Annotated in this window: 26 protein-coding genes; 19 read left to right on the top strand and 7 right to left on the bottom strand. The window is 61.3% G+C overall.

Translation table 11 applies throughout. The features are described 5' to 3' along the window. The first annotated feature begins 110 nt into the window (after positions 1 to 110). From V4R08_RS05265 to gyrA, 7 genes are all read left to right on the top strand, one after another. On the top strand, positions 111 to 1,325 hold the full coding sequence (locus V4R08_RS05265) for a deoxyguanosinetriphosphate triphosphohydrolase (protein ID WP_335578379.1): 1,215 nt from the start codon (positions 111 to 113) through the stop codon (positions 1,323 to 1,325). A 39-nt stretch (positions 1,326 to 1,364) separates the two neighbouring features. Beyond that, a complete protein-coding gene (gene argS / locus V4R08_RS05260) occupies positions 1,365 to 3,158 on the top strand; it encodes an arginine--tRNA ligase (protein ID WP_335578378.1) in 1,794 nt (597 codons plus the stop codon). Between the two features lie 99 nt (positions 3,159 to 3,257). Further along, on the top strand, positions 3,258 to 4,712 hold the full coding sequence (locus V4R08_RS05255) for an SPOR domain-containing protein (RefSeq protein WP_335578377.1): 1,455 nt from the start codon (positions 3,258 to 3,260) through the stop codon (positions 4,710 to 4,712). A 47-nt stretch (positions 4,713 to 4,759) separates the two neighbouring features. Next, entirely contained in the window at positions 4,760 to 5,785 is a 1,026-nt protein-coding gene (nagZ, locus tag V4R08_RS05250; protein WP_335578376.1) for a beta-N-acetylhexosaminidase, read from the top strand. Continuing rightward, a complete protein-coding gene (locus V4R08_RS05245) occupies positions 5,782 to 6,618 on the top strand; it encodes a segregation and condensation protein A (protein WP_335578375.1) in 837 nt (278 codons plus the stop codon). Before nagZ ends, V4R08_RS05245 begins: the two co-directional genes overlap by 4 nt. Positions 6,619 to 6,639: 21 nt before the next feature. Then, positions 6,640 to 7,428, top strand: coding sequence for an SMC-Scp complex subunit ScpB (gene scpB, locus V4R08_RS05240; protein WP_335578374.1), 789 nt, complete (start codon positions 6,640 to 6,642; stop codon positions 7,426 to 7,428). A gap of 295 nt (positions 7,429 to 7,723) precedes the next feature. Beyond that, positions 7,724 to 10,465, top strand: coding sequence for a DNA gyrase subunit A (gene gyrA / locus V4R08_RS05235; RefSeq protein ID WP_335578373.1), 2,742 nt, complete (start codon positions 7,724 to 7,726; stop codon positions 10,463 to 10,465). A gap of 95 nt (positions 10,466 to 10,560) precedes the next feature. Here the strand turns inward: gyrA and V4R08_RS05230 are convergent, their stop codons facing one another. Continuing rightward, positions 10,561 to 10,815, bottom strand: a complete 255-nt coding sequence (locus V4R08_RS05230) for a hypothetical protein (protein ID WP_335578372.1) — start codon at positions 10,813 to 10,815, stop codon at positions 10,561 to 10,563. 348 nt (positions 10,816 to 11,163) lie between these two features. Between V4R08_RS05230 and coaD the strand changes: the two genes are divergently transcribed. The 6 genes from coaD to tgt all read left to right on the top strand — a co-directional run bounded on the left by coaD (position 11,164) and on the right by tgt (position 15,480). After that, positions 11,164 to 11,661, top strand: a complete 498-nt coding sequence (coaD, locus tag V4R08_RS05225; protein WP_335578371.1) for a pantetheine-phosphate adenylyltransferase — start codon at positions 11,164 to 11,166, stop codon at positions 11,659 to 11,661. Between the two features lie 32 nt (positions 11,662 to 11,693). Beyond that, positions 11,694 to 12,254 (top strand): peptidylprolyl isomerase, encoded by a 561-nt coding sequence (locus tag V4R08_RS05220; RefSeq protein WP_335578370.1) that lies wholly within the window; start codon positions 11,694 to 11,696, stop codon positions 12,252 to 12,254. Between the two features lie 9 nt (positions 12,255 to 12,263). Further along, positions 12,264 to 12,716: a cell envelope integrity protein TolA gene (gene tolA, locus V4R08_RS05215; protein WP_335578369.1), complete on the top strand. Its 453-nt coding sequence runs from the start codon at positions 12,264 to 12,266 to the stop codon at positions 12,714 to 12,716. Further along, the gene (locus V4R08_RS05210; protein WP_335578368.1) at positions 12,692 to 13,156 is read left to right on the top strand and encodes a peptidylprolyl isomerase; all 465 of its coding nucleotides are present in this window, start codon (positions 12,692 to 12,694) and stop codon (positions 13,154 to 13,156) included. The genes tolA and V4R08_RS05210 overlap by 25 nt, the downstream gene beginning before the upstream one ends. Before the next feature lie 111 nt (positions 13,157 to 13,267). After that, positions 13,268 to 14,350: a tRNA preQ1(34) S-adenosylmethionine ribosyltransferase-isomerase QueA gene (gene queA / locus V4R08_RS05205; RefSeq protein ID WP_335580187.1), complete on the top strand. Its 1,083-nt coding sequence runs from the start codon at positions 13,268 to 13,270 to the stop codon at positions 14,348 to 14,350. Continuing rightward, positions 14,347 to 15,480, top strand: a complete 1,134-nt coding sequence (gene tgt / locus V4R08_RS05200) for a tRNA guanosine(34) transglycosylase Tgt (protein ID WP_335578367.1) — start codon at positions 14,347 to 14,349, stop codon at positions 15,478 to 15,480. Before queA ends, tgt begins: the two co-directional genes overlap by 4 nt. Before the next feature lie 25 nt (positions 15,481 to 15,505). Here the strand turns inward: tgt and V4R08_RS05195 are convergent, their stop codons facing one another. Further along, the gene (locus V4R08_RS05195; protein WP_335578366.1) at positions 15,506 to 15,724 is read right to left on the bottom strand and encodes a hypothetical protein; all 219 of its coding nucleotides are present in this window, start codon (positions 15,722 to 15,724) and stop codon (positions 15,506 to 15,508) included. Positions 15,725 to 15,945: 221 nt separating this feature from the next. Between V4R08_RS05195 and cysK the strand changes: the two genes are divergently transcribed. Both cysK and V4R08_RS05185 read left to right on the top strand, forming a co-directional pair. Continuing rightward, on the top strand, positions 15,946 to 16,923 hold the full coding sequence (gene cysK / locus V4R08_RS05190) for a cysteine synthase A (RefSeq protein WP_335578365.1): 978 nt from the start codon (positions 15,946 to 15,948) through the stop codon (positions 16,921 to 16,923). A gap of 38 nt (positions 16,924 to 16,961) precedes the next feature. After that, positions 16,962 to 17,201 carry a BrnA antitoxin family protein gene (locus tag V4R08_RS05185; protein ID WP_335578364.1) on the top strand — a complete coding sequence of 80 codons (240 nt, stop codon included), beginning with the start codon at positions 16,962 to 16,964 and terminating at the stop codon, positions 17,199 to 17,201. 87 nt (positions 17,202 to 17,288) lie between these two features. On the opposite strand, the gene V4R08_RS05180 is transcribed toward V4R08_RS05185, so the two are convergent. From V4R08_RS05180 to V4R08_RS05165, 4 genes are all read right to left on the bottom strand, one after another. After that, a complete protein-coding gene (locus V4R08_RS05180) occupies positions 17,289 to 17,786 on the bottom strand; it encodes a hypothetical protein (protein WP_335578363.1) in 498 nt (165 codons plus the stop codon). A gap of 17 nt (positions 17,787 to 17,803) precedes the next feature. Next, positions 17,804 to 18,154, bottom strand: coding sequence for a hypothetical protein (locus tag V4R08_RS05175; protein ID WP_335580186.1), 351 nt, complete (start codon positions 18,152 to 18,154; stop codon positions 17,804 to 17,806). Between the two features lie 210 nt (positions 18,155 to 18,364). Further along, positions 18,365 to 18,520 carry a hypothetical protein gene (locus V4R08_RS05170; protein WP_335578362.1) on the bottom strand — a complete coding sequence of 52 codons (156 nt, stop codon included), beginning with the start codon at positions 18,518 to 18,520 and terminating at the stop codon, positions 18,365 to 18,367. Positions 18,521 to 18,560: 40 nt separating this feature from the next. After that, positions 18,561 to 18,746: a hypothetical protein gene (locus V4R08_RS05165; RefSeq protein ID WP_335578361.1), complete on the bottom strand. Its 186-nt coding sequence runs from the start codon at positions 18,744 to 18,746 to the stop codon at positions 18,561 to 18,563. Between the two features lie 423 nt (positions 18,747 to 19,169). On the opposite strand from V4R08_RS05165, the gene V4R08_RS05160 reads away from it, so the two are divergent. From V4R08_RS05160 to V4R08_RS05145, 4 genes are all read left to right on the top strand, one after another. Then, positions 19,170 to 19,463, top strand: coding sequence for a hypothetical protein (locus tag V4R08_RS05160; protein WP_335578360.1), 294 nt, complete (start codon positions 19,170 to 19,172; stop codon positions 19,461 to 19,463). Between the two features lie 715 nt (positions 19,464 to 20,178). Next, a complete protein-coding gene (locus V4R08_RS05155; RefSeq protein ID WP_335578359.1) occupies positions 20,179 to 21,624 on the top strand; it encodes a tyrosine-type recombinase/integrase in 1,446 nt (481 codons plus the stop codon). A 33-nt stretch (positions 21,625 to 21,657) separates the two neighbouring features. Then, a complete protein-coding gene (locus V4R08_RS05150; protein ID WP_335578358.1) occupies positions 21,658 to 21,831 on the top strand; it encodes a hypothetical protein in 174 nt (57 codons plus the stop codon). Between the two features lie 460 nt (positions 21,832 to 22,291). Continuing rightward, positions 22,292 to 23,704 carry a hypothetical protein gene (locus tag V4R08_RS05145; RefSeq protein ID WP_335578357.1) on the top strand — a complete coding sequence of 471 codons (1,413 nt, stop codon included), beginning with the start codon at positions 22,292 to 22,294 and terminating at the stop codon, positions 23,702 to 23,704. A 628-nt stretch (positions 23,705 to 24,332) separates the two neighbouring features. Here the strand turns inward: V4R08_RS05145 and V4R08_RS05140 are convergent. Continuing rightward, positions 24,333 to 24,668: a hypothetical protein gene (locus tag V4R08_RS05140; protein ID WP_335578356.1), complete on the bottom strand. Its 336-nt coding sequence runs from the start codon at positions 24,666 to 24,668 to the stop codon at positions 24,333 to 24,335. Positions 24,669 to 24,677 lie beyond the last annotated feature (9 nt).

Genomic DNA, 24,677 nt, shown 5'->3' with positions numbered 1-24,677 from the left:
GTGCGACTCCGTATGCGATGGCGGACATTGTCCAGTATTTTGAAATACCCGCAAAGCCATAGTTAAGTGCGCCGGACGCCGGAATCAAACGATAAGAGGGTCAAAACGCCATGGCAGTCGGAATGGCAGCTCCCCACGCGACCTACGCCAGCGATCCCGGCCGCAGCCGCGGCCGCCTGTTCGACGAGTCGCCGAGCAAGACCCGCAGTGCGTTCCGGCGCGACTGCGACCGGGTGATCCATTCGACCGCTTTTCGGCGGCTGAAACACAAGACGCAGGTGTTCGTCTATCACGAAGGCGATCACTACCGGACCCGTCTCACCCATACCCTGGAGGTGGCCCAGATCGCCCGCGCGCTGGCCCGGCAACTCGGGCTCGACGAGGATCTGACGGAAGCGCTGGCGCTGGCGCATGATCTTGGCCATCCGCCGTTCGGCCACGCCGGCGAGCGGGCGCTGGACGCCTGCCTCGATGCGTTTGGCGGGTTTGACCACAATGCGCAGACGCTGCGAATTGTGACCCTGTTGGAGCGCCGCTATCCGGATTTTGACGGCCTCAACCTGACCTGGGAAACGCTGGAAGGGGTGGTCAAGCACAACGGTCCGCTGACCGACCGCGCCGGCAGCGCCATCGGGCGCTATCAGCGGCGCGGCGTCCCCGTCGGCATCGCTGATTTCAACCGGCATTACGATCTGGAACTATGGAGTTTTGCCTCGCTCGAAGCGCAGGTCGCGGCGATCGCCGACGACATCGCCTACGATGCCCACGATATCGATGACGGCTTGCGCGCCGGTCTGTTCGCCGTCGACGATCTGAAGGCGATGCCGCTGACCGCGGCGATGATCGCAGAGATTGCCCAGCGCCACCCTCGGCTGGACGACGTCCGGCGTGGCGCCGAACTGGTGCGCGAGCTGATCTCCTATCTGATCACGGCGGTGGTATCGGAAGCGGGCAGGCGGCTTGCCGATGCCCGGCCGGGATCGGTGGACGAGGTGCGCCGTCACGGTCAGGCGCTGGTCGCGTTTCCGCGCGAGGCGGCCGAGGCGGAGGCCCTGATCAAGGCGTTCCTCAGACAGCGGATGTATCGTCACCCCCGCGTCATGCATGTGATGGACGAGGCTGAAGCTCTCGTCCGGGATCTGTTCGCGCGTTACCGCGATGACCCGGCGGCGCTTCCCGCCGAATGGTTGCCGGAGGACGGCGACAGCCGTGAGCTTGATGCCGAAAGAGCACGCCGGGTCGGCAATTTCATCGCCGGGATGACCGACCGGTTCGCCATTACCGAGCATCGCAGGCTTTTTGACTCGACCCCGGAATTGCGTTAGGCGGCGCGTAATTCCACTCTTATGCAAGTCGCAGATATCATGACCAATTCCAGTCCATCGCAGCACCTTTTCGCGGACGTGCTTGCGCGGGTGCATACGGCGTGTGCGGCGCTTGCGGAAGACGGCGCGCTGCCGGCGGGACTTGACCTGTCGCGGATCGTGGTCGAGCCACCCCGCGACGCCTCCCATGGCGACATGGCGACCAATGTCGCGATGGTGCTGGCGAAGGATGCTAAAACCAAGCCGCGCGATCTTGCCGAGACGATTGCCGCAAAACTGCGCACCGACGGCCTGATCGACAGGGTCGAGATCGCCGGTCCCGGCTTCATCAATCTGACCCTGAAGCCGCAGGTCTGGTCGGATGCGCTGCGCACCGTGCTGCGGGAAGGCGAGGACTATGGCCGCAGCGCGATCGGCGCGGGCGAGAAGGTCAACGTCGAATACGTCTCCGCCAATCCGACCGGCCCCATGCATGTCGGTCATTGCCGCGGCGCGGTGTTCGGCGATGCGCTCGCCAACCTGCTGTCGATGGCAGGCTGCGATGTGACGCGCGAATACTACATCAACGATGCGGGCGCGCAGGTGGACGTGCTGGCGCGCTCGGCATTCCTGCGCTACCGCGAGGCGTTAGGTGAGGATATTGGCGAGATCCCGGAAGGGCTTTATCCCGGCGATTATCTCAAGCCAGTCGGGCAGGCGCTCGCCGCCGAGCACGGCGACAGGCTGCTGAGCGCGTCGGACGCGGAGTGGCTCCCGGTCGCGCGCGCCAAAGCCATCGCCATGATGATGGAGATGATCAAGGGCGACCTCGCAGCGCTCAACATTGGGCATGAGGTGTTCTTCTCGGAGCGCTCACTGATCGATGGCGGCAATGACCGCGTCGCCGCGACCATCGATTTCCTGCGCGCGAAGGGCGACGTCTACGAGGGACGGTTGCCGCCGCCGAAAGGCGCGCCGGTCGAAGACTATGAGGATCGCGAGCAGACCCTGTTCCGCGCCACTGCCTATGGCGACGATATCGATCGCCCGCTCAAAAAATCGGACGGCGGCTACACCTATTTCGCGTCCGATATCGCCTATCACAAAACCAAGTTCGACCGCGGCTTTCTCAACATGGTCGATGTCTGGGGCGCCGATCACGGCGGCTACATCAAGCGCGTGCAGGCCGCGATCAAGGCGGTGACGGCGGGCAAGGCGACGCTCGACGTCAAGATTGTGCAGCTCGTGAAGCTGTTGCGCAACGGCGAGCCGGTAAAGATGTCGAAACGCTCCGGCGATTTCGTCACCTTGCGCGAAGTGGTCGATGAAGTCGGCTCCGATGCGGTGCGCTTCATGATGCTGTTCCGCAAGAACGACGCGGTGCTGGATTTCGACCTCGCCAAAGTCATCGAGCAGTCGAAAGACAACCCGGTGTTCTACGTGCAGTACGGCCACGCCCGTGGATTTTCGATCTTCCGCAATGCCCGCGAGGCGTTCCCGGACCTGCCGGACGACGCCTTAAAACGTGCCGCTTTTCTTGCTGACGCTGCCGTCGAACGGCTGACCGATCCGGCGGAACTCGGATTGCTGCGGCGGCTTGCGCTTTATCCGCGAACCGTCGAAGCCGCCGCGCTCGCGCACGAGCCGCACCGGATCGCATTCTACCTCTATGATCTCGCAAGCGAATTTCACGCGCTCTGGACGAAAGGGCGCGATATGCCTCATTTACGCTTCATTATCAATAATGATGCAGTAATCACCAGGGCGCGGCTGGCACTGGTTCAGGGCGTCGTCTCTGTTCTGGCATCGGGACTTGCCGTTCTCGGCGTCCATGCGCCGAACGAGATGCGATAGTGGGGTATAGCCGACACGAGGGGGGTGACGGCTTGATTGGCTGCTGTTTCGTTTAGAACGAGCGAGTTGGCGCCTTTCCGGAAGGGACGCGACATCACGATGGCTCATCGATATCAGGACCGGCCTTTCCCGGAGGACGACGATTACGGGCGCGACGATCGCCGCGCGACCGCCCAGGCGGAGCCCGATCCGCTTGCCGAACTGGCCCGGCTGATCGGCCAGACCGATCCCTTCGGCGATATCAAACGCAGCGCACCGACGATCCCCGCGGATGATCCCGTCGATCACTTTGAGCCGCTGCCCCCGATCGAAGACGACGCTCCCGCTTCGCCGCCGTCGTGGATTCAAAGGCGGATGGCTCAACCTGATCCGCCGCAAGACGTCGAAGTCGCGCCGCACCCGGTTTTGCGGCGCGCGGCTGTCTATCCCGACGATCAGCCGCACGTTCAGCACCCCGAGCCGGAGTCCTATCTTCCTCAGGCCGATCCCGACCGCTATGACGACGTGCTGTACGGCCGTCTGCCGGACGAGCAGCGCGCGTATGCGTATGAGGACCGCGTTCCCCGCGATGCGTATCAGGATCAGTTTCCCCGCGAGACGTATTCGGAAGCGCCTTTCGGCTATCAGGACGGCTACGGGGAAGAGGGGGAAGAACCGGCTCCCAGGCGTCGCGGCAGGATGGCGACGGTGGTCGCGGTTCTGGCGCTCGCGGTCCTCGGCACCGGGGCAGCGTATGCCTACCGCACCTATGTCGGCACGTCCCCGAGCGGCGCGCCGCCGGTCATCAAGGCCGACGCCGAACCCAACAAGATCGTTCCGCGGCAGGCCAGTACGGGCGATGCCGTCGGCAAGTTGATTCAGGACCGGATGTCCACGGAGAACGGCACCGAGCAAATGGTGTCGCGTGAAGAGCAGCCCGTCGACGTCAAGGAAGCCACGACCTCCGGTCCGCGCGTGGTATTCCCGCCATTGAACCAGAACGCCAATCCGCCGTCTGCGGCAAGCGTGGCGCCGAATATCCGGCCTCCCGCGACCGTCGCGAACGGGACACTTGCCGGCGACGAACCGCGCAGGGTCAGGACGCTGACGGTTCGTGGCGATCAGGCCGATGTTGCGGCTGCAACTATCGCCCGGCATGAATCTCAGGCAGCTCCAGCACCTGTCGCCACCCGGCATACGCCTGCGGCCACCGCTGCGTCTGGTGCAAATCCGCCGCTGTCGCTGTCCCCGCAGGGCGCCAACGAACCGCGGACCCGGATGGCTTCGACCAATCCGGGCCAGCAGGCGTCGGCCGTAGCCAGCGCCGGCGGCTATCTGGTCCAGGTCTCATCGCAACGGAACGAAGCGGACGCGCAGGCCTCGTTCCGGGTGCTGCAGGGCAAATTCCCGTCGGTGCTGGGGTCGCGGACTCTATTGGTCAAACGCGCCGACCTTGGTGCGAGAGGTGTCTACTATCGCGCGATGGTTGGGCCGTTCGGCTCGTCCGAGGAAGCATCGCGCGTCTGCGGCAGCCTCAAATCGGCCGGCGGACAGTGCGTCGTCCAAAGGAATTAACCGCGGTTTCCTTGACCCTCGCTGCCGACGCGAGCTAATCGGCCGCCATGAATGTACGCGCATTTATCACGGGTATGTCCGGCCTGAGCCTGACAGCGGAGGAGCGCGAGTTCCTCCGCGTCGAGCGGCCATGGGGCTTTATTCTATTCAAGCGCAATGTCGATAACCCCCTGCAAGTTGCGAGTTTGGTTCAAGACTTTCGGGAGACGGTCGGCGATAGCGACGCCCCCGTCCTGATCGATCAGGAAGGCGGCCGCGTGCAGCGGCTGGGTCCGCCGCACTGGCCGGCCTATCCGCCGGGCGCGATGTTTGGCGCCCTTTATGACCGCGACCGCGCCGCGGGGCTGAAAGCGGCGCGGCTCAGCGCGCAACTGATCGCGGCCGACCTCGCCGATCTCGGCATTACCGTCGATTGCCTGCCACTGGCGGACGTTCCGGCGTCCGGCGCCGATGCCGTCATCGGTGATCGCGCCTATGGCGCCGATCCGGTCAAGGTCGCGACAATCGCGCGCGCCGTCACCGAGGGGCTGGAGCAGGGTGGCGTTCTGCCGGTTCTCAAGCACATTCCGGGGCATGGGCGGGCGACCGCCGACACCCACCATCGGCTGCCGGTCGTGGATGCCTCGAAGATTGACCTGGAAGCCATTGATTTTGCTGCATTCAGGCCGCTCGCCGACCTGCCGATGGCGATGACCGCACATGTTGTGTTCAGCGCGATTGATCCCACACAACCGGCCACGACTTCTGCGACAATCATCGAACAGGTGATTCGCGGAACGATCGGGTTCCAGGGATTGTTGATGAGTGATGACGTGTCCATGAATGCGTTGACGGGATCAATTGCCGAGCGGACCCGGGCAATCGTTTCGGCCGGTTGCGACATGGTCCTGCATTGCAACGGCAATCTCGACGAAATGCGTCAGGTCGCCGGGGAAACCCCGGAGCTGTCGGGAAAAGCGCTGGACCGTGCGCGACGGGCCCTGGCATCGCGCAAGCCGCCGCAGCCGTTCGACCGCGAGGCGGCGCGGGCGGAACTCGACGCGTTGACGGCAGCGGGAGCAGCAGGCGCATGAGCGCGGAAATTCTGTCGTTTGAAACGGGACGGCCGGCCGCGCGCGTCGATGATAACGACGTTGCGCTCATGGTCGATGTCGAGGGCTATGAAGGCCCGCTTGACCTGTTGCTGGCGCTGGCGCGGCAGCAGAAGGTCGACCTGTCGAAAATCTCAATTCTGGCGCTCGCCGACCAGTACCTCGTTTTCATCGAGGCGGCGCGCAAGATTCGTCTCGAACTGGCCGCCGATTATCTGGTGATGGCGGCGTGGTTGGCGTTCCTGAAATCGCGATTGCTGCTGCCGGAACCGGCGACTGCGGACGGACCGAGCGCCGGCGAGATGGCCACGGCGCTCGCCAATCGCCTGCGCCGCCTCGAGGCCATCCGGGAAGCGTCGAACCGCCTGATGAACCGCCAGCAACTGCGGCGCGACATCTTTCCGCGCGGAAATCCGGAGGCGATCGCGGAGATCCGCCATCCGCGGTTTACGGCGACGTTGTTCGACCTGCTCACCGCCTATGCCGCGCAGCGCCAGCAGCGCGTCTTGGCGACCGTCCACATGGCCAAGCGCACGGTCTGGTCGTTGAGCGAGGCGCGGGCGTCCCTGGAGCGTCTGGTCGGCCTGTCCGGCGAGGACTGGGGATGCCTCGACGACTATCTGATGACCTTTGTCGTCGATCCCTCGCAGCGGGCCACCATATTCGCATCGAGTTTTGCGTCCGCGCTCGAACTGGTCCGCGAAGGCGTCATGGATCTGAACCAGAAAGAGGCGTTCGCGCCGCTTTATTTTCGCAAGCGTGCGTCGCAGCCGGCATCCGCTCCGGTGACGGGGTCGGACGCTCCGGCGCAGTAAGTGGAAGAAGGAGACCGAGCGATGGCAAGCCTGGCGGAAATGCGCGTGGAGCGGCTCGATGAACCTCAGTTGGAACACCCCGCAGCGCGCCCCGAGGAATTGCGGTTGCTGGAGGCGCTGCTGTTTGCCTCGTCCGAGCCGCTGGATCAGGCGGCGCTGGCCAAGCGGATGCCCGACGGCGTCGACATCAAGGTCGCGCTCGCGCAATTACAAGCGGACTACGCCTCGCGCGGGGTCAATCTGGTGCGCATCGCCAACAAGTGGACGTTCCGCACTGCGGGCGATCTGGCCTGGCTGATGACGCGGGAAAGCACGGAGACCCGGCGCCTGTCGCGCGCGGCCATCGAGATGCTGGCGATCATTGCCTACCATCAGCCCGTGACCCGTGCGGAGATCGAGGAAATCCGCGGCGTCGTCACCTCCAAGGGTACGCTCGATGTGCTGCTGGAGACCGGCTGGATCAAGCCGCGCGGCCGCCGCAAGACACCGGGTCGCCCGCTCACTTTCGGAACCACGGAGGCGTTCCTGTCCCAGTTCACTCTCGAAAGCCTCGGCGACCTGCCGGGCCTGGAGGAGCTGAAGGGAACGGGGTTGCTGGATTCCCGTCTGCCCGGCGGCTTCATGGTTCCGACGCCATCCGACGATCCCGCTTTGCACGACGATGAGGATCCGCTCGAGGCCGGCGATCTCGAACTGGCGCTGGCCCCGGCTCTGGAGCCGGAAAGCGACGATTCCGCCGACGGCGATGTCGGCGCGAACGATCCCTCGGGCAGCGGCCGGAATGCCGATATCGACGACGAACGTCCGTAATACAGGCGTCGATGGCGAACATCCGGCCCGAGCGGACCGACGACGCGGCCGGGGCTGTAGATCGTGAGCTTCCCGTCATTGCGAGCGAAGCGAAGCAATCCAGGAGCCACTCCGAAAGACCGGATTGCTCCGTCGCTTGCGCTCCTCGCAATGACGATGATTCAAGCTCATTTCATCCCGCTCTAAGTATCTGGAAAAACAAAAGGAAAAACGCTGCACGGGACGGTGTCGGGGGTGGTTCGCGAGGCCTCGATAGGCTATATGATTCCGAGCAGAAACCGACCGGAATCCTCGATTGTCAGACACTGAAGATACGAAGTCCGGAGAGCCGCCGGCGCCTTCGGGCATTCGGCCCGTTTCCATCCTCGATGAGATGAAGCGCAGCTATCTCGATTACGCCATGAGCGTGATCGTGGCACGCGCGCTGCCGGATGCGCGCGACGGTCTCAAGCCGGTTCACCGGCGCATTCTCTATGCGATGTACGAGAACGGTTTCGAGTGGAACAAGCCTTATCGCAAGTCGGCGCGCACCGTCGGCGACGTCATCGGTAAATACCATCCCCACGGCGACCAGTCGGTTTACGACGCGCTGGTGCGCATGGCGCAGGGTTTCTCCATGCGCGTGCCGCTGATCGACGGGCAGGGCAATTTCGGCTCGGTGGACGGCGATATGGCCGCGGCCATGCGTTACACCGAATCCCGCCTGACCAAGATCGCGCAATCGCTGCTCGACGATATCGACAAGGACACCGTCGACTTCCAGCCCAACTACGACAGCAGCGAGAAAGAGCCGGCGGTCCTTCCGGCGAAGTTTCCGAACCTTTTGGTCAACGGCGCCGGCGGCATTGCCGTCGGCATGGCCACCAATATCCCACCGCACAATCTCGGCGAAGTCATCGACGCCTGCGTGGCGCTGATCGACGATCCCGCGCTCGGAATCGACGACCTCATCAACATCGTGCCGGGTCCGGATTTCCCGACCGGCGGCATCATTCTGGGACGACAGGGCATTCGCTCGGCCTATCACCTCGGCCGGGGCTCGATCGTGATGCGCGGCAAGGTCTCGATCGAGCCGGCGCGCAAGGACCGCGAAGCGATCATCGTTTCCGAAATTCCCTATCAGGTGAACAAGGCGACGATGGTCGAGCGCATCGCCGAACTGGTGCGTGACAAGAAGATCGAAGGCATCTCGGATTTGCGCGACGAATCCGACCGCGACGGTTTCCGTGTCGTCGTTGAATTGAAGCGCGACGCCGTTCCGGAAGTCGTGCTCAACCAGCTCTACAGGTTCACGCCGCTGCAAACCAACTTCGGCGCCAACATGGTGGCGCTGGATGCGGGCCGTCCGCAGCTCATGAATCTGAAAGACTTTCTGACCTTGTTCATCGCCTTCCGCGAACAGGTCGTCACCCGCCGCACCAAGTTCCTGCTCAACAAGGCGCGCGACCGCGCTCACATCCTGGTCGGCCTCGCCATCGCTGTCGCCAACATCGACGAGATCATCCGCGTCATCCGCACCTCGCCGGATCCGACCACCGCCCGCGAAACCTTGATGTCGCGCGACTGGCCGGCCAAGGACGTCGCGGCAATGATCACGCTGATCGACGATCCGCGCCATCGCCTGAATGAAGACGGCACGGCGCGGCTGTCGATGGAGCAGGCCAAGGCCATTCTCGATCTGCGCCTGCAGCGCTTGACCGCGCTCGGCCGCGAGGAAATCTCCGAAGAACTCGACAAGCTCGCCGTCGAGATCGCCGATTATCTGGATATCCTGCGTTCGCGCGCCCGCGTGCAGGCGATCATCAAGACCGAGCTTGGTGCGGTGAAGGCCGAATTCGCCACCCCGCGCAAGACCGTCATCGTCGAGCAGGAAGGCGAGGTCGAGGACGAGGACCTGATCCAGCGCGAGGACATGGTTGTGACCGTCTCGCACGCCGGCTACGTCAAGCGGGTGCCGCTGTCGACCTATCGGGCGCAAAAGCGCGGCGGCAAGGGCCGCTCTGGCATGCAGACCCGCGAAGAGGATTTCGTCTCGAGGCTGTTCGTGGCGTCCACCCACACGCCGGTGCTGTTCTTCTCGTCACGCGGCCAGGTCTACAAGGAAAAGGTCTGGCGCCTGCCGATGGCGGCCCCGAATGCGCGCGGCAAGGCGATGATTAACATCCTGCCGCTCGAACAAACCGAGCGCATCACCACCATCATGCCGCTGCCCGAGGATGAATCGTCCTGGGCCAACTTTGATGTGATGTTCGCGACCACCAGCGGCACGGTCCGGCGCAACAAGCTTTCCGATTTCGTCGACGTCCGGCGCTCCGGCATCATCGCGATGAAACTCGGCGAGGGCGAGGCAATCGTCGACGTGCAGATCTGCACCGAGCGCGACGACGTGCTGCTGACTGCCGCTGGCGGCCAGTGCATCCGTTTCCCGGTGTCCGACGTGCGGGTGTTCTCGGGCCGGACGTCGATGGGCGTGCGGGGTATCGCACTGGCTGAAGGCGACCGGGTGATCTCGCTGTCGATTCTCCATCATTTCGATGCGACGCCGGCCGAGCGCGCCGCCTATCTGAAACAGTCCGGTGCGATCCGCCGTGCCGCCACCGGCGAGGATATCGAGCCCGAAGAGGCGACGCCGGAGGCCGACGAGGCCGCGCATACCGATCTCTCGCTGCCCGAGGGGCGCTATGTGGAGATGGGCGCCGCCGAGCAGTTCGTGCTCACTGTCACGGCGCATGGCTATGGCAAGCGGTCGTCGTCGTTCGAATTCAGGGTTTCGGGACGTGGCGGTAAGGGCATCCGCGCCAGCGATCCGACCAAGCTCGGCGAGATCGGGCATCTGGTGGCGGGATTCCCGGTGGAGATGTCGGACCAGATCATGCTGGTGAGCGATGGCGGGCAATTGATCCGGGTGCCGGTGGAGGGTATCCGCATCACGAGCCGCGCCTCCAAGGGCGTTCGCGTCTTCACCACGGCGGAGGACGAGCGCGTGGTGTCGGTCGAGCACATCCGCGAGGAGAACGAGAACGGCAACGGCGGATAGCGCCGCTTCGCCTGTGCCGGAAAGCAAAAGCCGCCCGTGGGCATACGGACGGCTTCGCCTTGGAGGTTGGAAGAACGAAAGCTCGAAGATCCGGGTCAGTGACGGGCTGCCGTCACCAGGCGGGCTTCACGAACGATCGTTTTGGAACCGGAGACGCGGAGGCAGGACGTCTCGAAATTCGGCCAGGTCTGCTGCGAGCAGTCCGTGCCGACGGGGCGAATGTCGAGTCGGTCGCCCTTGGCGAGCGCGACCGGCGTGCTGGCCGAAACCTGCGGGGCAAAACCCGGCAGAATGGTGAGGGCGGCTGCAATGAACGCTGCAACCGCGACTGCGGAAAGAGCCTTGGTCATGACGGTCCCCTTGTTATTTAGGCCTTGCCGTTTGTGGCTTGGCGGCCCGGTTGGTTGGACGGATTGATAGCCCGCCCCGGTTTCGCGATGTCTTCGTGTCCTCCCGAAAGTGGTTTCATCGGCCGAAGAATTGTTTCGTCCTATTTCCTCCTGTTTCGTCCTGGCTCGTCGGGCGAAACAGAGTGCCGGAATCTGCAATGATTTCAGTGATCTCGCCGCCACGTCGAGAAGACGCGCGACCCCCTGTTTGGGTTCGGTCGGCGCTGGAAAATAAATATCGGCTCCGGCAGCGCTGATTGTGGAACCCGCTTCGCTTGCGGCCTCCTGGCGGTCGCGCTAGAGGGGAATATGTCTCGCGTCGCGCTCTATCCCGGATCGTTCGACCCCGTCACCAACGGTCACGTTGATGTCGTCAGGCACGCTGTCGTCCTGTGCGACCGGCTGGTCGTTGCCATCGGCATTCATCCGGGCAAGACGCCGCTGTTCCCGGCCGAGGAGCGTCTTGCGATGGTGCGCTCGGTGTTCGCCCCGGTTGCCGCAAAAGCCGGCTGCGCCTTCGACTGCACGACCTACGACGATCTCACGATTGCCGCGGCGCAAAAGGCCGGCGCCACGATCCTGGTCCGCGGCCTGCGCGACGGCACCGATCTCGATTATGAAATGCAGATCGCGGGCATGAACGAGGCCATGGCGCCCGGCGTGCATACGGTATTCGTCCCGGCTTCGCCCGGCGTTCGCCCGATCACCGCCACACTGGTGCGTCAGATCGCAGCCATGGGCGGCGATGTATCAGCTTTCGTTCCGCAACCGGTCGCATCGAGTCTCAAGACCAAATTCGCCGGTTGAATGAGCCGGCCTTCCTCTGATCCGGAGTTGTCATGATTAGAATCCTTGGCCTCGTCGCCGCGTTGATGTTCGCGATCCCCGCTTTCGCCCAGCCGCTGCCGGCCAACCTCGACAAGCAGAACGCGATCGTGATCGAGACCACGAAGGGCACCATCGTCATCAAGCTGCGGACCGACATCGCGCCCAAACATGCCGAGCGCATCAAGCAGCTCGCTCGTGATGGCTTCTACAACAACGTTCCGTTCCATCGCGTCATGGCCGGCTTCATGGCGCAAACCGGCGACGGCCAGAATTTCAACGGCACCGGCGGATCGAAATATCCGAACCTCAAGGCTGAGTTCTCCAACGTGCCGTTCAAGCGCGGCGTGGTCGGCATGGCGCGCGCGGGAAGTCCGGACTCGGCGAACTCGCAGTTTTTCATCTGCTTTGCCGACGCCTCCTTCCTCAACGGCAAATACACCGTGGTGGGCGATGTCGTCTCCGGCATGGATGTGGTGGACAAGCTGAAGAAGGCGCCCGCCGGCTCGGCGAGTGGCACTGTCACCGACCCGGACAAGATGCTGAAGGTTCAGGTTGCCTCCGACATCAAGTGAATGCGGATCATGCGGTGGCTGGCCGTCATCGTTGCGATCTGCGTTGCGATCTGCGTTGCGATCTGCATCGGCGGTGTTGGATCGGGACACGCGGTTGCGCAGGAGGATGGAGTGCCGAATCTGGCCGCCATGTCCGCGCGGTTGACGCGATGCTGGCAGCCCCCAGCCTTGCCGCGCGGAAACCCCGGCATGGAGATCACCGTGCAGTTCACCTTCAGGCGCGACGGCAGCCTCCTGGGTCGCCCCCGCATCACCTACGAGACGCGCAGCGCAACGGACGAGGAGCGCATCATCTACCGGACGGCCGTGATGCAAGCATTGCAACGCTGCGCTCCGATGCCATTTACTTCGGGCATGGGCGATGCGATTGCGGGCCGTCCCCTGACCATCCGATTTGACGACCGACGAACCTATCCCAAACCGAGAGAGAAGAGAGCATGGCTGACAACGACAACACTTTGATCCTCGAAACCACACAGGGGCCCGTGACCATCGAGATGCGTCCCGATCTCGCTCCCGGTCATGTTGCGCGGATCAAGGAGCTGGTGCGTGAAGGCTTCTACGACGGCATCGTCTTCCATCGCGTCATCGACGGCTTCATGGCGCAGACCGGATGCCCCCAAGGCACCGGGACGGGCGGCTCGGGCACGAAACTGAAGGCCGAGTTCAACAAGGAGCCGCATGTGCGCGGCACGACATCCATGGCGCGGGCGCAAAGTCCGGATTCAGGCGACAGCCAGTTCTTCATCTGCTTCGGCGAAGCCTCGTTCCTGGACGGACAATACACCGTCTGGGGCAAGGTGACCGAAGGCATGGAGAACGTCGACAAGATCAAGCGCGGCGAGCCGGTGCAAAATCCCGACAAGATCGTCAAGGCACGTATGGCTGCCGATGCGGCTTGAACGCTGACACCCGTCATGCGCGGGCTTGACCCGCGCATCCATCCATCTTCACAAGAGTCTTTCCAAGAAAGATGGATTGCCGGGTCGAGCCCGGCAATGACGGCTTACAGTATGCGAACCGATCTCTTCGATTTCGAATTGCCGTCCGAGAGCATCGCGCTGCGTCCGGCGAGCCCGCGCGATTCGGCGCGGATGCTCGTGGTGCAACCGGGAGCGGGCTTGCACGATCAGCGGGTGAGCGATCTGCCAAAATGGCTGCGGCCCGGCGACCAGCTCGTCGTCAACGACACCCGCGTCATTGCCGCGCAGTTGCATGGCCGCCGCATCGGCCGCGAAGCCGAGCCGAGGATCGAAGCGACGCTGATCAAGCGCCTCGACGGCTCGCGGTGGAACGCGCTGGTCAAGCCCGCCAGGAAGCTTGTGGCGGGAGATATCGTCCGCTTCGGCAACGATGGGCGGGTGTGCTTCCTCGGGCACCTGGATGCGCAGGTCGAAAGCAAGGGCGAGGAGGGCGAAGTCACGTTCGCCTTTTCGTTTCACGGGCCGACGCTGGATCAGGCCATTGCCGATCTGGGCTCACCGCCGCTGCCGCCCTACATTGCCTCACGGCGCGAGCCTGACGATCGCGACGCGGCGGACTATCAAACCATGTTCGCGGCCCATGAGGGCGCGGTCGCCGCGCCGACCGCGGGACTGCACTTCACGCCGGCGATGGAAGCGGCGCTGCGCGAACGCGGCGTGGGCCTTCACCGGCTGACCCTGCACGTCGGCGCGGGCACGTTTCTTCCGGTGAAAACCGAGGACACCGCCGGGCACCGCATGCATTCGGAGTGGGGCACGATTTCAGCCGAGACCGCCGAGGCGCTGAATGCGGCGCGGGCCGGCGGTGGCCGGATCGTCGCGGTCGGCACGACATCGCTGCGGCTTTTGGAGAGCGCGACCGGGGAAGACGGCCAGATCGCGCCGTTCACCGGCGAGACCGCGATCTTCATCACGCCGGGCTATCGCTTTCGCGCCGTCGATATTCTGATGACGAATTTTCATCTGCCGCGCTCGACGCTGTTCATGCTGGTCTCGGCCTTCAGCGGCCTTGAAACCATGAAACAGGCCTATGCTCACGCCATTGCCGCAGGCTACCGGTTCTATTCCTATGGCGATGCCTGCCTGCTATTTCCGGGCAGGTCCGGCGCATGAGCCTCGCCAACCATTTCGAGCTTCTCGGCCGCGACGGCGACGCTCGTACCGGAATGCTGACCACGCCGCACGGCGCGGTGCGAACGCCGGCGTTCATGCCGGTCGGGACGCAGGGCGCCATGAAGGGCCTGCAATGGCGCGAGGTGCGCGATGCCGGGACTGATATCGTGCTCGGCAACACCTATCATCTGATGCTGCGGCCGGGCGCCGAGCGGATCGCCGAACTCGGTGGTTTGCAAAAATTCACCACCTGGGGCGGGCCCATGCTGACGGATTCCGGCGGCTTCCAGGTGATGTCGCTGGCGCAGTTGCGAAAGGTGAAAGAGCAGGGCGTGACCTTTCGATCCCATATCGACGGCGCCGCGATCGAACTGACGCCGGAACGCGCGATCGAAGTCCAGCGGCTGCTCGGCTCCGACATAGCAATGCAGCTCGACGAATGCGTGCGTCTGCCGGCGGAGCGCAACGACATGGAGCGCGCCATGCGGCTCTCGCTGCGCTGGGCCGAGCGCAGCAAGCGCGCTTTCGAGGGGGCGCCCGCTGCCAATATGCTGTTCGGTATCGTTCAGGGGGGCGATAGCCCCGAGCTGCGTCGCACGAGCGTGCGGGAGCTGAACGAAATCGGTTTCCACGGCTACGCCATCGGCGGCCTCGCGGTCGGCGAACCGCAGGCCGTGATGCTCGCGATGATCGAGGAAACGGTTCCGTCGATGCCGGCGGACCGGCCGCGGTATCTGATGGGCGTCGGCACGCCGGACGATCTGCTGGAAGCCGTCGCGCGCGGCATCGACATGTTCGATTGCGTCATGCCGACGCGGAACGGGCGTCACGGCATGGCCTTCACTCGCTTCGGCCAAATCAACCTGCGCAACGCGCGCCATGCCGACGATCCGCGTCCGCTCGACGAAGAGAGTTCATGGTCGGCATCGCGAAACTATTCGCGGGCCTATCTTCATCATCTGGTTCGATCGGGCGAAACGCTGGGCGCGATGCTGCTCTCCGGGATCAACGTCGCCTACTACCAGAACCTGATGCAGGCCATGCGCGCGGCGATCACCGAGGAAACCTTTCAGCAATTTCGTGAACGGACGCGTGAAGACTGGGCGCGCGGCGATATTGCCGCGCGTTGATGTCAGGCTGCGTTGGACGTGTCTATCAGTTGCAGGCGATGCGTCGGACAATGACATGCTTGGTCACGAAACCGTAACCGCAGGTGTCGCAACTCCACAAATGGCCGATGAGGTTATCCGACAGATATGCCGATGCTTCCGCCGCGATCATCGTATCAGCGCAAACCGGGCAGGTCGGAAGATCGGATTCCCGCCGCGCGGAGTGTGGCAGGGCGGTCGACTGGATTTCAGCAATCGCCGGCATCGTGACCTCCTCTTTGATCAGGCTAAGCTGAGTTCTTCATTAAATGCAATGTTTGACGATGTCGCAACACAAATACGTTTCTTTTACGATTCTAGTTTTGCGGGCGCCCGGTTTTGCGGTGCAATGGATTGTTGCAGCACGCACGGCGCTTGCCCCCGGGTGCTAGCTGACCCTATGGAGAGGATGCGCATTGTTTCAACCCGTTACTCAAGGACGCTGACATGGATACGCAGTCGAATACCGATGCATCGCACCGTGCCGGCCGTGGCCGCGTGTTCGACAGTATTGTCGATACGGTCGGCGACACCCCGATCGTCCGGCTGCGCCGGTTGCCGCAGCAGCACGGCGTGAACGCGACAATTCTGGCCAAGCTGGAATATTTCAACCCGGCCGCGAGCGTGAAGGATCGCATCGGCGCCGCGATGGTCATCGCGATGGAGAAGGCCGGCAAGATCCACGCCGACACCGTTCTGATCGAACCGACATCGGGCAACACGGGCATTGCGCTGGCCTTCGTTGCAGCCTCGCGCGGCTACCGCCTGAAGCTGGTGATGCCGGAATCGGTTTCGACGGAGCGCTGCAAGATGCTGGCGTTTCTGGGCGCTGAAATCGTTCTGACGCCGGCGGCAGAGGGCATGAGGGGATCCATCGCCATGGCCGAGGAACTGGTGCGCACGACGCCGCACGCCGTGATGCCGCAACAGTTCAAGAACCTCGCCAACCCGGAGATTCACCGGCGCACCACGGCGGAGGAGATCTGGAACGATACCGGCGGAAACATCGATTATATCGTGGCGGGCGTCGGTACCGGCGGGACCATCACGGGGATCGGTCAGGCCCTGAAGCCGCGCAAGCCGGCGCTGCGCATCGTTGCGGTGGAGCCGGAAGAGAGCGCGGTCTTGTCGGGCGGCCGGCATTCGCCGCACAAGATTCAGGGATTAGGCGCGGGTTTCATCCCGGACATCCTGGATCGTTCCGTCATCGACGAAGTCGTCAAGGTCGATAGCGCCACGGCGCTCGAAACCGCCCGCGCGCTGGCGCGTAACGAAGGCATCCCGGGCGGCATTTCGTCCGGCGCCGCGGTTGCGGCGGCGCTTGCCATCGGCAAGCGGCCGGAGAGCGCGGGCCGGACGATTCTTGCCGTCGTCCCGTCGTTTTCGGAGCGCTATCTCTCGACTGCGCTGTTCGAGGGAATTTGATCGAATTGTCTTGCGAGCGGATTTTCAGGAAAGAGGCGATGGCAGAACCACCGAGACGGCCAAGGACGCTGAACGATGCCCGCACCGAGGCGGAGGCCGCGTTCAAGCAGGTGACAAAGAAGGTCGCCGAAGCTCCACCGAAGACGGCCGCGCTGCCCGGCGTCAAGCAGCTTGTGTCGCTGCGGATCGACCAGGACGTCCTGGAATATTTTCAGGAGGGCGGTCCGGGCTGGCAGGACCGCATCAATGTTGCCTTACGCAAGGCCGCGGGTCGCTGACGTGACGGGCTAAAGAGGTGGCACCGACGCGTGCGGCCTGACGAAAGCAACCGCCAGAAATGCCAGGCCGACAAAGGCTTGAAAAAATCAGGAGCGCGATAGCGAGATACGGGCGCCCCTGAACTGACCCTCGGAGCTGATGACGACGTTCTGCCGGTTGCCATGCGTGGTCAATTTGAGCTTCGCCGTGAATGCGGGAGCGCTGACGTTGACGTTAAACTGCCCGTTGCCGGCACGCCCTTCGAGAGTTCCGCCAACATTGCGGCTGGTTTCGTGCCAAGTGCCGGACAAAACCCCACCCTTGGCAAGCACGTTGCTCTTGAGTTCGAATTTGTAACTGTCGCTGGCGCACAGCAGCGTCTGATTGAGGCCCTGCGCGTCGCCGCTCACCGCGTAGGTGGCTTTGCATCGAATATTTTCGGTCGAGCCACCCTCGAGCTGTATGGTGCCGCGCCCGGTCCAGACGCCAGCCAGGCCTTCGAACGGACCGGCCCCCGCGTAACTCGCGGACACCGAAAGCATCATCGCAGCGCCGACGGCGCACGCCGTCGATAATCCTCGTGACATGGTTGCCCCGAATCCCATTGCCCTCGACCCCGATTTTACTGACGCGACGCTTCCCAGCGGCCGCTGCAAGGAATTCCTGCGGATGCGCCGTTCCACTTGCCGGATCCGGCATTGCCGCTGAGTTGGCCGTTGGCGTAAGCGCCGCGGATTGACACCCTCACCCGACCCCGGTGGCCGACGCTGCCGGTGACGTCGGCGTCGGCCGCCGAAACCTTGCCGTCGGTCACCGTCATGGGATATTGCGCCACCGGGTCGCAGCTACCCGTTTTGGTGACGATTTTGACGTTCCAAAGCCCGTCGTAGGGCGTCTGGGCAAGGGCCGGAGCAGCAAAACCCGCAGTCAGGACGCATGAAAAAAGAGCAGCTTGAATGCGAGTAACGCGCATGAACCAGATCCTCGATGTCGTGATTGCCGCGTTATTCCGGCAGAATGTGTTCAAAATTTGCGGCAACACGAAATCGCAAATTTGGCTCGCCGTAACGTTAATCCGCACGTCATTTTGAGTTTTAATTCGGTTCTGGCAAATCAACAATGAATTCAGTCTGTTACGATATCGCCGCCGATCTCGGCGGCGGGTTCGGCGAAATTCGTCCAGTTATTGAATGCGGCGGTCGATCAGTTCACGCACCATCGCCATTTTGCGGTCCAGCGAGCGAAACTGCTCGGGAGAGAAGGCCAGATCGAAATGGATGTCCCCGGCCAGGGAAATCCTCCAGGCCAGCGTACCGTCGGGAGACATCGAAACGGACATCTGGGTAGTCCGAAGCTCCTGCATCGGAAGATCGGACAACTCAGGAAGGCTGGCGTGAAGCTCCTTGGCCTCGCCGAGCGACCAGGGCCGCTAAGATGGAGGGGTCGATCTCGATCGCATAGTCCTTTCCGTCGTCGCCCGCGAACAGGATATCGACGGATTGTCGCTCGACGTTGGCACGACTGCCAGTAACGGTCACGAATCGTGCGGCTCTGTGAACTTTCATCAAAAACCTCCGTGGCGTTCTGACCGAAGAGCGAGTCGCGCTCTATCGCGTACGCCACGCTTGATATCCATACCGCAATTTCCCTGATCGAATCTCACAATAGCCGGTCTGTCTGACGCAGGTGATGCACACTGGTCCTCAGTCCGTCGCGCGATAGCTCCAGATCCGAGGGCGTTCACAAAAACTCGGAAGGGCGGGATGAGTCAGTGCTCTGCGTTGAATGGAGCATGGCCATCGCGTTGGATAGAGCGGGGGATCGTTCCATGCAAAATGCGCGGGGGTGCCCTGAAGCTGGCGGTAGAGGTAAATGGGGGCGATGTATTGTAATAGATATATTCCCTTTGACGTAAGAAAATCGCCGGGAGGCCCGGCGGTTTGCGTCGCGTATCGTCTTCCGGACAGGACCACCTGCCCGGATGGTGGATGCGTGTGATGGGAAGTCAGGAAGAGAAGAAAATGATGGCAGATGCAGATAGAGTAGAGTTTGGAAATCATCTTGCAAAACTTGTCGCCGACAACCATTGGACAGAGGCGGAATTCGCCCGCGAAGCATCGAAGCGGTTCCGCGGTCGCTCTGATTTCCGCCGCTGCGACATCTCGCTCTACATGCGTGGCATCAAGTTTCCGGATCTTCCGCACCTGAAGGCGATTTGTGAAACGCTTGGGGTCGAAGAAAAAGCACTTGGGACCGAAGTTCACGTAGGCTTGAAGCACTAGAGCCTTTCCGCTTCTGATGGAATCAGATGCGGGGCTCTATGATTTGATTTGACGCGTTTTCTTCACGCGAACCGGTATCCATCCTCGGGTCAAGCCCGAGGACATGCTTCGCTGGAAAACGCTATGGCTTCAAGTACCAACTCCGAAGAATAACCCCGCTCCGGCGGGGTTTTCTATTTCTTCCCCGGCTTGTGCCGGACAGGAAGAAGTCCTTGTTCGCGATGAGAAGCATCGTATGAAGTTGAGTCCCGAATTTCATCGATGTCATTCGCCGTTTTTATCATCCGCCGGACTTGTCGGGATTCGAAGACGTTCGATGAAGCCGATCCTATAATAGCCGGAGGGCGGCTATCGCATTCCTTGAGCAACGAGCGGCGGAACGGAAGGTGTGAGCCTGATCCGTCTCGCTGATCGCCGGAACGCACCCGGCAGAGGCGCTCGCGCGTCGAATCGCGAACGTCAGAAAATCTGCGAAGTCGGAATGAATTCTATGGTGAGCGCGGTGGGACTCGAACCCACGACCCCATGATTAAAAGTCACGTATTACGCCGATTCGACGGTATCCAGCCCGCATCAAGTCAAACGCCATAAGTTGATTATTATCAAATATATACGAGCGTCATACGCTTCAAAACGCTTCTTCCCTAGTCACCCCTAGCCAACCCATAACAGGCCCCTTACATAGTCAAAACATAGTCAAATCGGGTATGGGACAATGGAGCAAAAGAAGCTCACTGACGAGGGTGTGGCGAAACTCAAAGCACCCACGGACCAGCAATTCCAAAACCACTTCGACAAACATGTGCCGGGATTGGTGCTGCGAGTCAGTGCCAAGGGCCGGAAGACTTGGGTTGCGCAGTATTACACTCGGTCAACGCGCAAGGAGGATGGCAAGCCGATTACAATCGTCACCTCCAAGTCTCTGGGCCTTTACCCGATCCTGAAAGTGAAAGAGGCGAGGGATAAAGCGCGTCTGTTTCTAGCCGATCCCAAAAAAGCGCTGTCGGAAGCCAAGGCGCTCGCGGAAGAAAAAATGCGGGTGGAAGAAAAAGCGCTCGCAGAAGCCAAGGCAAGAGGGCCAAGCTTCAAAGAAGTGGCCGAGAACTTCGTCAAGCGCCACGTCGAAACCAAGGGGCTGCGCACGAAAGCTGACATTGAGCGGTTGCTGGCCAAGTGTGTTTATCCGAAATGGGGGGATAAGCCGTTTCGTGATATCAAACGTAGCGAGGTTGCCGACTTGCTCGATCAAATCCAAGACAAGCACGGCGCGCGTCAGGCCGATGTCGTGCTCGCGATTATTCGGAAGACCATGAACTGGTATACGACTCGCAATGACGACTACACGTCACCGGTGGCGCGAGGGATGCACCGAAGCAATAGCACCGATCACAAACGCAAACGCATTCTCAATTACGACGAAATCAAAGCATTATGGACGGCCTGCGATAGCATGACTGACAAGACGGTTTTCGGTGCAATGGTGAGAGTGCTGCTATTGACGGCGCAGCGTCGTGAAAAAGTGGCCACCATGCAATGGGCCAATCTCGCGAATGGTGTGTGGACGATTCCGACCGAAGCGCGTGAGAAGTCCAATGCCGGAAGCCTTACCTTGCCACAAGTAGTGCAGGATATCATTGCTGCGCAGCCACGGCTTGAAGACAACCCTCATGTGTTTCCGGGCCGAACGCCTGGACGGCGGCGCAAGTCGACGGACAAGACACCACCAGCCCCGCCAGCGTTCAACTCCTTTAGCAAGGCCAAGGAAGCGTTCGATCTGCTGATGCTGAATGAACTGCAAAAGATAGCCGAGGCACGCAACGATTCTGCCAAGCTGATATTTGTCGCGAAAGTCAGGACGCTGCTGGAAGCCAATGCCGCCGCCAAGGGCCGCGAGGCCAAGAAAGAACTAACACGCCAGTTAAAACAGGAGTGGTGGACGTTGCACGATCTACGGCGCACGGCAAAGTCGCTCATGGCTAAGGCTGGCGTCTTGCCTCACGTTTCGGAGCGCGTACTAGGCCATTCCATTAAAGGCGTTGAAGGCGTTTATGATCGTCATTCCTACGACGCAGAGAAGGCGGACGCATTGCAGCGTCTTGCTGATCTCGTCGACCGGATCGTCAACCCGCCCGAAGACAACGTGATAGCGTTGCGACGTTGAAGCGGGACGCCAAACAAGGAGGGAGGAACGGTCATGACAAAGAGCAAAGAACCGACGCCGGAAAAGAAAACCAAATCGACGCCGTTGCCCGACAAGCTGCCGGGGGATTGCGTGGACCGGACAGAAGAGGCGCTTGGCACGGTGTTCGGTATCGTTGGAATCAACGCCCCCGCGACCAAATCCAAGCCATCGAAGGATAAAGAATAACGACATATTCGCCCACGAAGCGGCTTGTACGCGTCCCCCACTAACGGCGCGATTGGCCAGAATCGTCTAAAGTCATTGTGTTTTTCGTCGCGAGCACGGTTGCACGGTCCTTCTTCCCGCGTCAAAGTCGCGTTCGAAAAGCCGGACTTTTCGGGGGCGGGTACGAACGTGTTAATCAGGGCTGTGCCGAAATCGCTAAAATCCACTTGGGATTTCATTTCCGGGGCCACCACTCTTTGGGAATTTTATGCCAGCAGCTTGGCAGACCGTCCTTGTTACGGGTGCCCTGCGGTGACGGGATAGCTCGGTTGGCACACCGCGCGGGTCCATTCTATGCCGTATCGGTGCAGCAGGAGTCTTTGCGCTCAGTATGGTTGATGCCCACAATGCAAACCGCGTATTTGACCACTAGTGCCGAGCATAACGGTTCCGATGTCGTGCCGGTAGCAGGAATGCGAACATGACATTCGACCCCGTCAGTTCGAGGCACATTAACGATTTTTATCAGGCCATTGCTCCTTGGGAGTCGGGTTATGCAAATAACTCGTTCGCTTACGTTGCAGTAAAGCACGCCGGGCAGTTTGTGATCGTTCAAGGCATAATCTGGCTCCACACTGCACACTCAAAAATGTCGTTCAAGATGTTCAAATCGGAGAATGTGCGCGCTGGGCACTTCAAGCTGTCGGACTTAGGGAAGTCGTATCGAGATATGGTTACCGACATAGGAAATCGAACCGTTAGTACACCGCAGGGCGAACTCACGTTCCCCCCAAAACACAAGGCTTCGTACACCCCGCTTCATCCCTTGGCTTTGCAGTCTCAATCGAGAGTGAACGTGCTCCGGTTGACCGGAGACAAGCAGATATTGAGCGCCGGCCCTTCTGTGTTGGATTGGGAGTTGAGAAGCGCGGCCGTTCCACACGATAGCATGCAAGAGTTGTTTTCTGAGTACGGACTCGGCGGATTATTTACTGACTCAATTACCATCGAGGTGATTGGGGCCGCCGTCATGGGATTCGATGGCGACAATTCGAAAATTGTAGGTCAAACGGCTCACGTCGTTATTCGCCTAGCAAACACGCTAGATGTCTTGGGAGCTTCTTTAGGATACCGCGAGATTAACCAAGTAAAAATCAATCGTGGAGTTTTGACGGGTAACGAGTTCAGTTGGAAGCAAACCGATGACATGCAGATCGGTACTTTCGATCTACCAGTTAGCAAAGCCGCGATCCTTCATTGTTACGCCATCTACAAAGGCGTCGCACAGACTCACTGGTATATATCCGATCCCACAACATCCCAGAACTCCCGACGGGAAATTATAGAGTCGTTCGATAGCGGGCTAGCCATCCTCAAAACATTCCTTTCCCGTCCACATTCAAGAGGGCACGACGCACGAGATTTTGAGATCGCGGTGGCTTGGCTATTTTGGATGCTCGGATTTGGTACGGTGCAAATGGGTTTGACGGCACGAACTCAGGATTTTGCGGACTTGATCCTAACTACTCCACAGGGCCAGATCGCTATCCTCGAATGCACGACCGGATTGTTGAGAGCGGACAATAAGCTGCCGAAACTCGTTGCCCGCTATTCGAAGGTTCGGGAACGGCTCGATCAATCCAACAATGGACATGTCAAGCTTTTGCCCGTTATGGTTTCCACGTTGCCGCGTGGGGAGCTACAAGCCGACCTTGAACAAGCCGAGAAATTGGGCGTTCTAGTGCTTGCGAAAGAAGAGTTAGATCAGATCATTATTCGCACCTCATTTGCCGGCAACAATCCTGATGAGGTGTTTTCCGAAGCCGAAAGGAGAGTTCGAACAGCGCAGGAAGCTTTGACTGCGACCCCTGTCGAACCAGAACTGCCGCTGTAACTTTTGCTTGGTTCGGGGTGACATAGAGGCTATCTCCGCCGCCTAGCCTGCTGCCAAGCCATCGGTCGCATCGCATCGCGTTGGCAATGGCGTTTGATCCCCACCCGGCCTTTGGGTTCCGAAACTCCTTGGCTGTCGACCGTTCGGCCATGCGGGTCATGAGGGTCGCAAGGTGCCGAAGCGGATGCTGCGTTGATGTGAATCAATGCGCAGATGCGTGCTGTGTGCGTATTTCTTTCCTCTTTCAACGCGCGCAGCGCACGCCATGCACGGCCCGGAATCGCCCCGCCAAGGGCATGGGCTTCCCATGCCATGCTCGTTCGATCTCAAGTTCCAAACCCATAGCCTAGAGTTCCCTCAATGGAACCGAATGGAACTTTTCACCCCTCGATTGCCATTTTGACGACAGAGGCCCGACAGAGGCTTTGGGACCGAGGCTGCTGCTAACCCCTTGGAAACCGATCTAAATCCACGTCGGGGCCACGTCGGGCAAAACTAGCGCCGTTCGGGGATAGCAGGACGGACGCTCCTGCCGATTCCAATGGAACCGGGGTGGAACCTTGGTTTGGAACCCAAAGTCCCCACGGATTCGTGAGAACTCATGATCCGAAAGTTCCAAAGTTCCATTTCATTCGGCTGCTGCCAACACCGGCACGGGCGTAGCTGTGAGGCCGAGCAAAGCCATTGGCGAAGCGCCCAGCCTTCGGTGCACTTCCAGCCGTTCAGCCAAGGCGCGCGTGACCAGCGCCTCCTCGGTATGTTCAAGGCTTAAGAGTTCGGCTCCCAATTCGGCGGTGCGAGCTTCGCGCTCTTGTTTCGTGAGGCCATTTTCGAGTCCGGCGAGTCCGGCACAGAATCGACGAGTAATTTCATCACCAAACAACCAGCACAAAAAACGCCAGGCGTTGCCCGGTGGGGCAGACCTCGCCGTTGCCGAGATTGGCGAAAGCAGGTTGATCGGCAAAGCTGAGAC

It is taken from the genome of Nitrobacter sp. NHB1 (assembly GCF_036964665.1).
Lineage (GTDB): Bacteria > Pseudomonadota > Alphaproteobacteria > Rhizobiales > Xanthobacteraceae > Nitrobacter.
The sequence above is the reverse complement of the archived record's forward strand: the minus strand, read 5'-3'. Positions and strand labels throughout refer to the sequence as shown.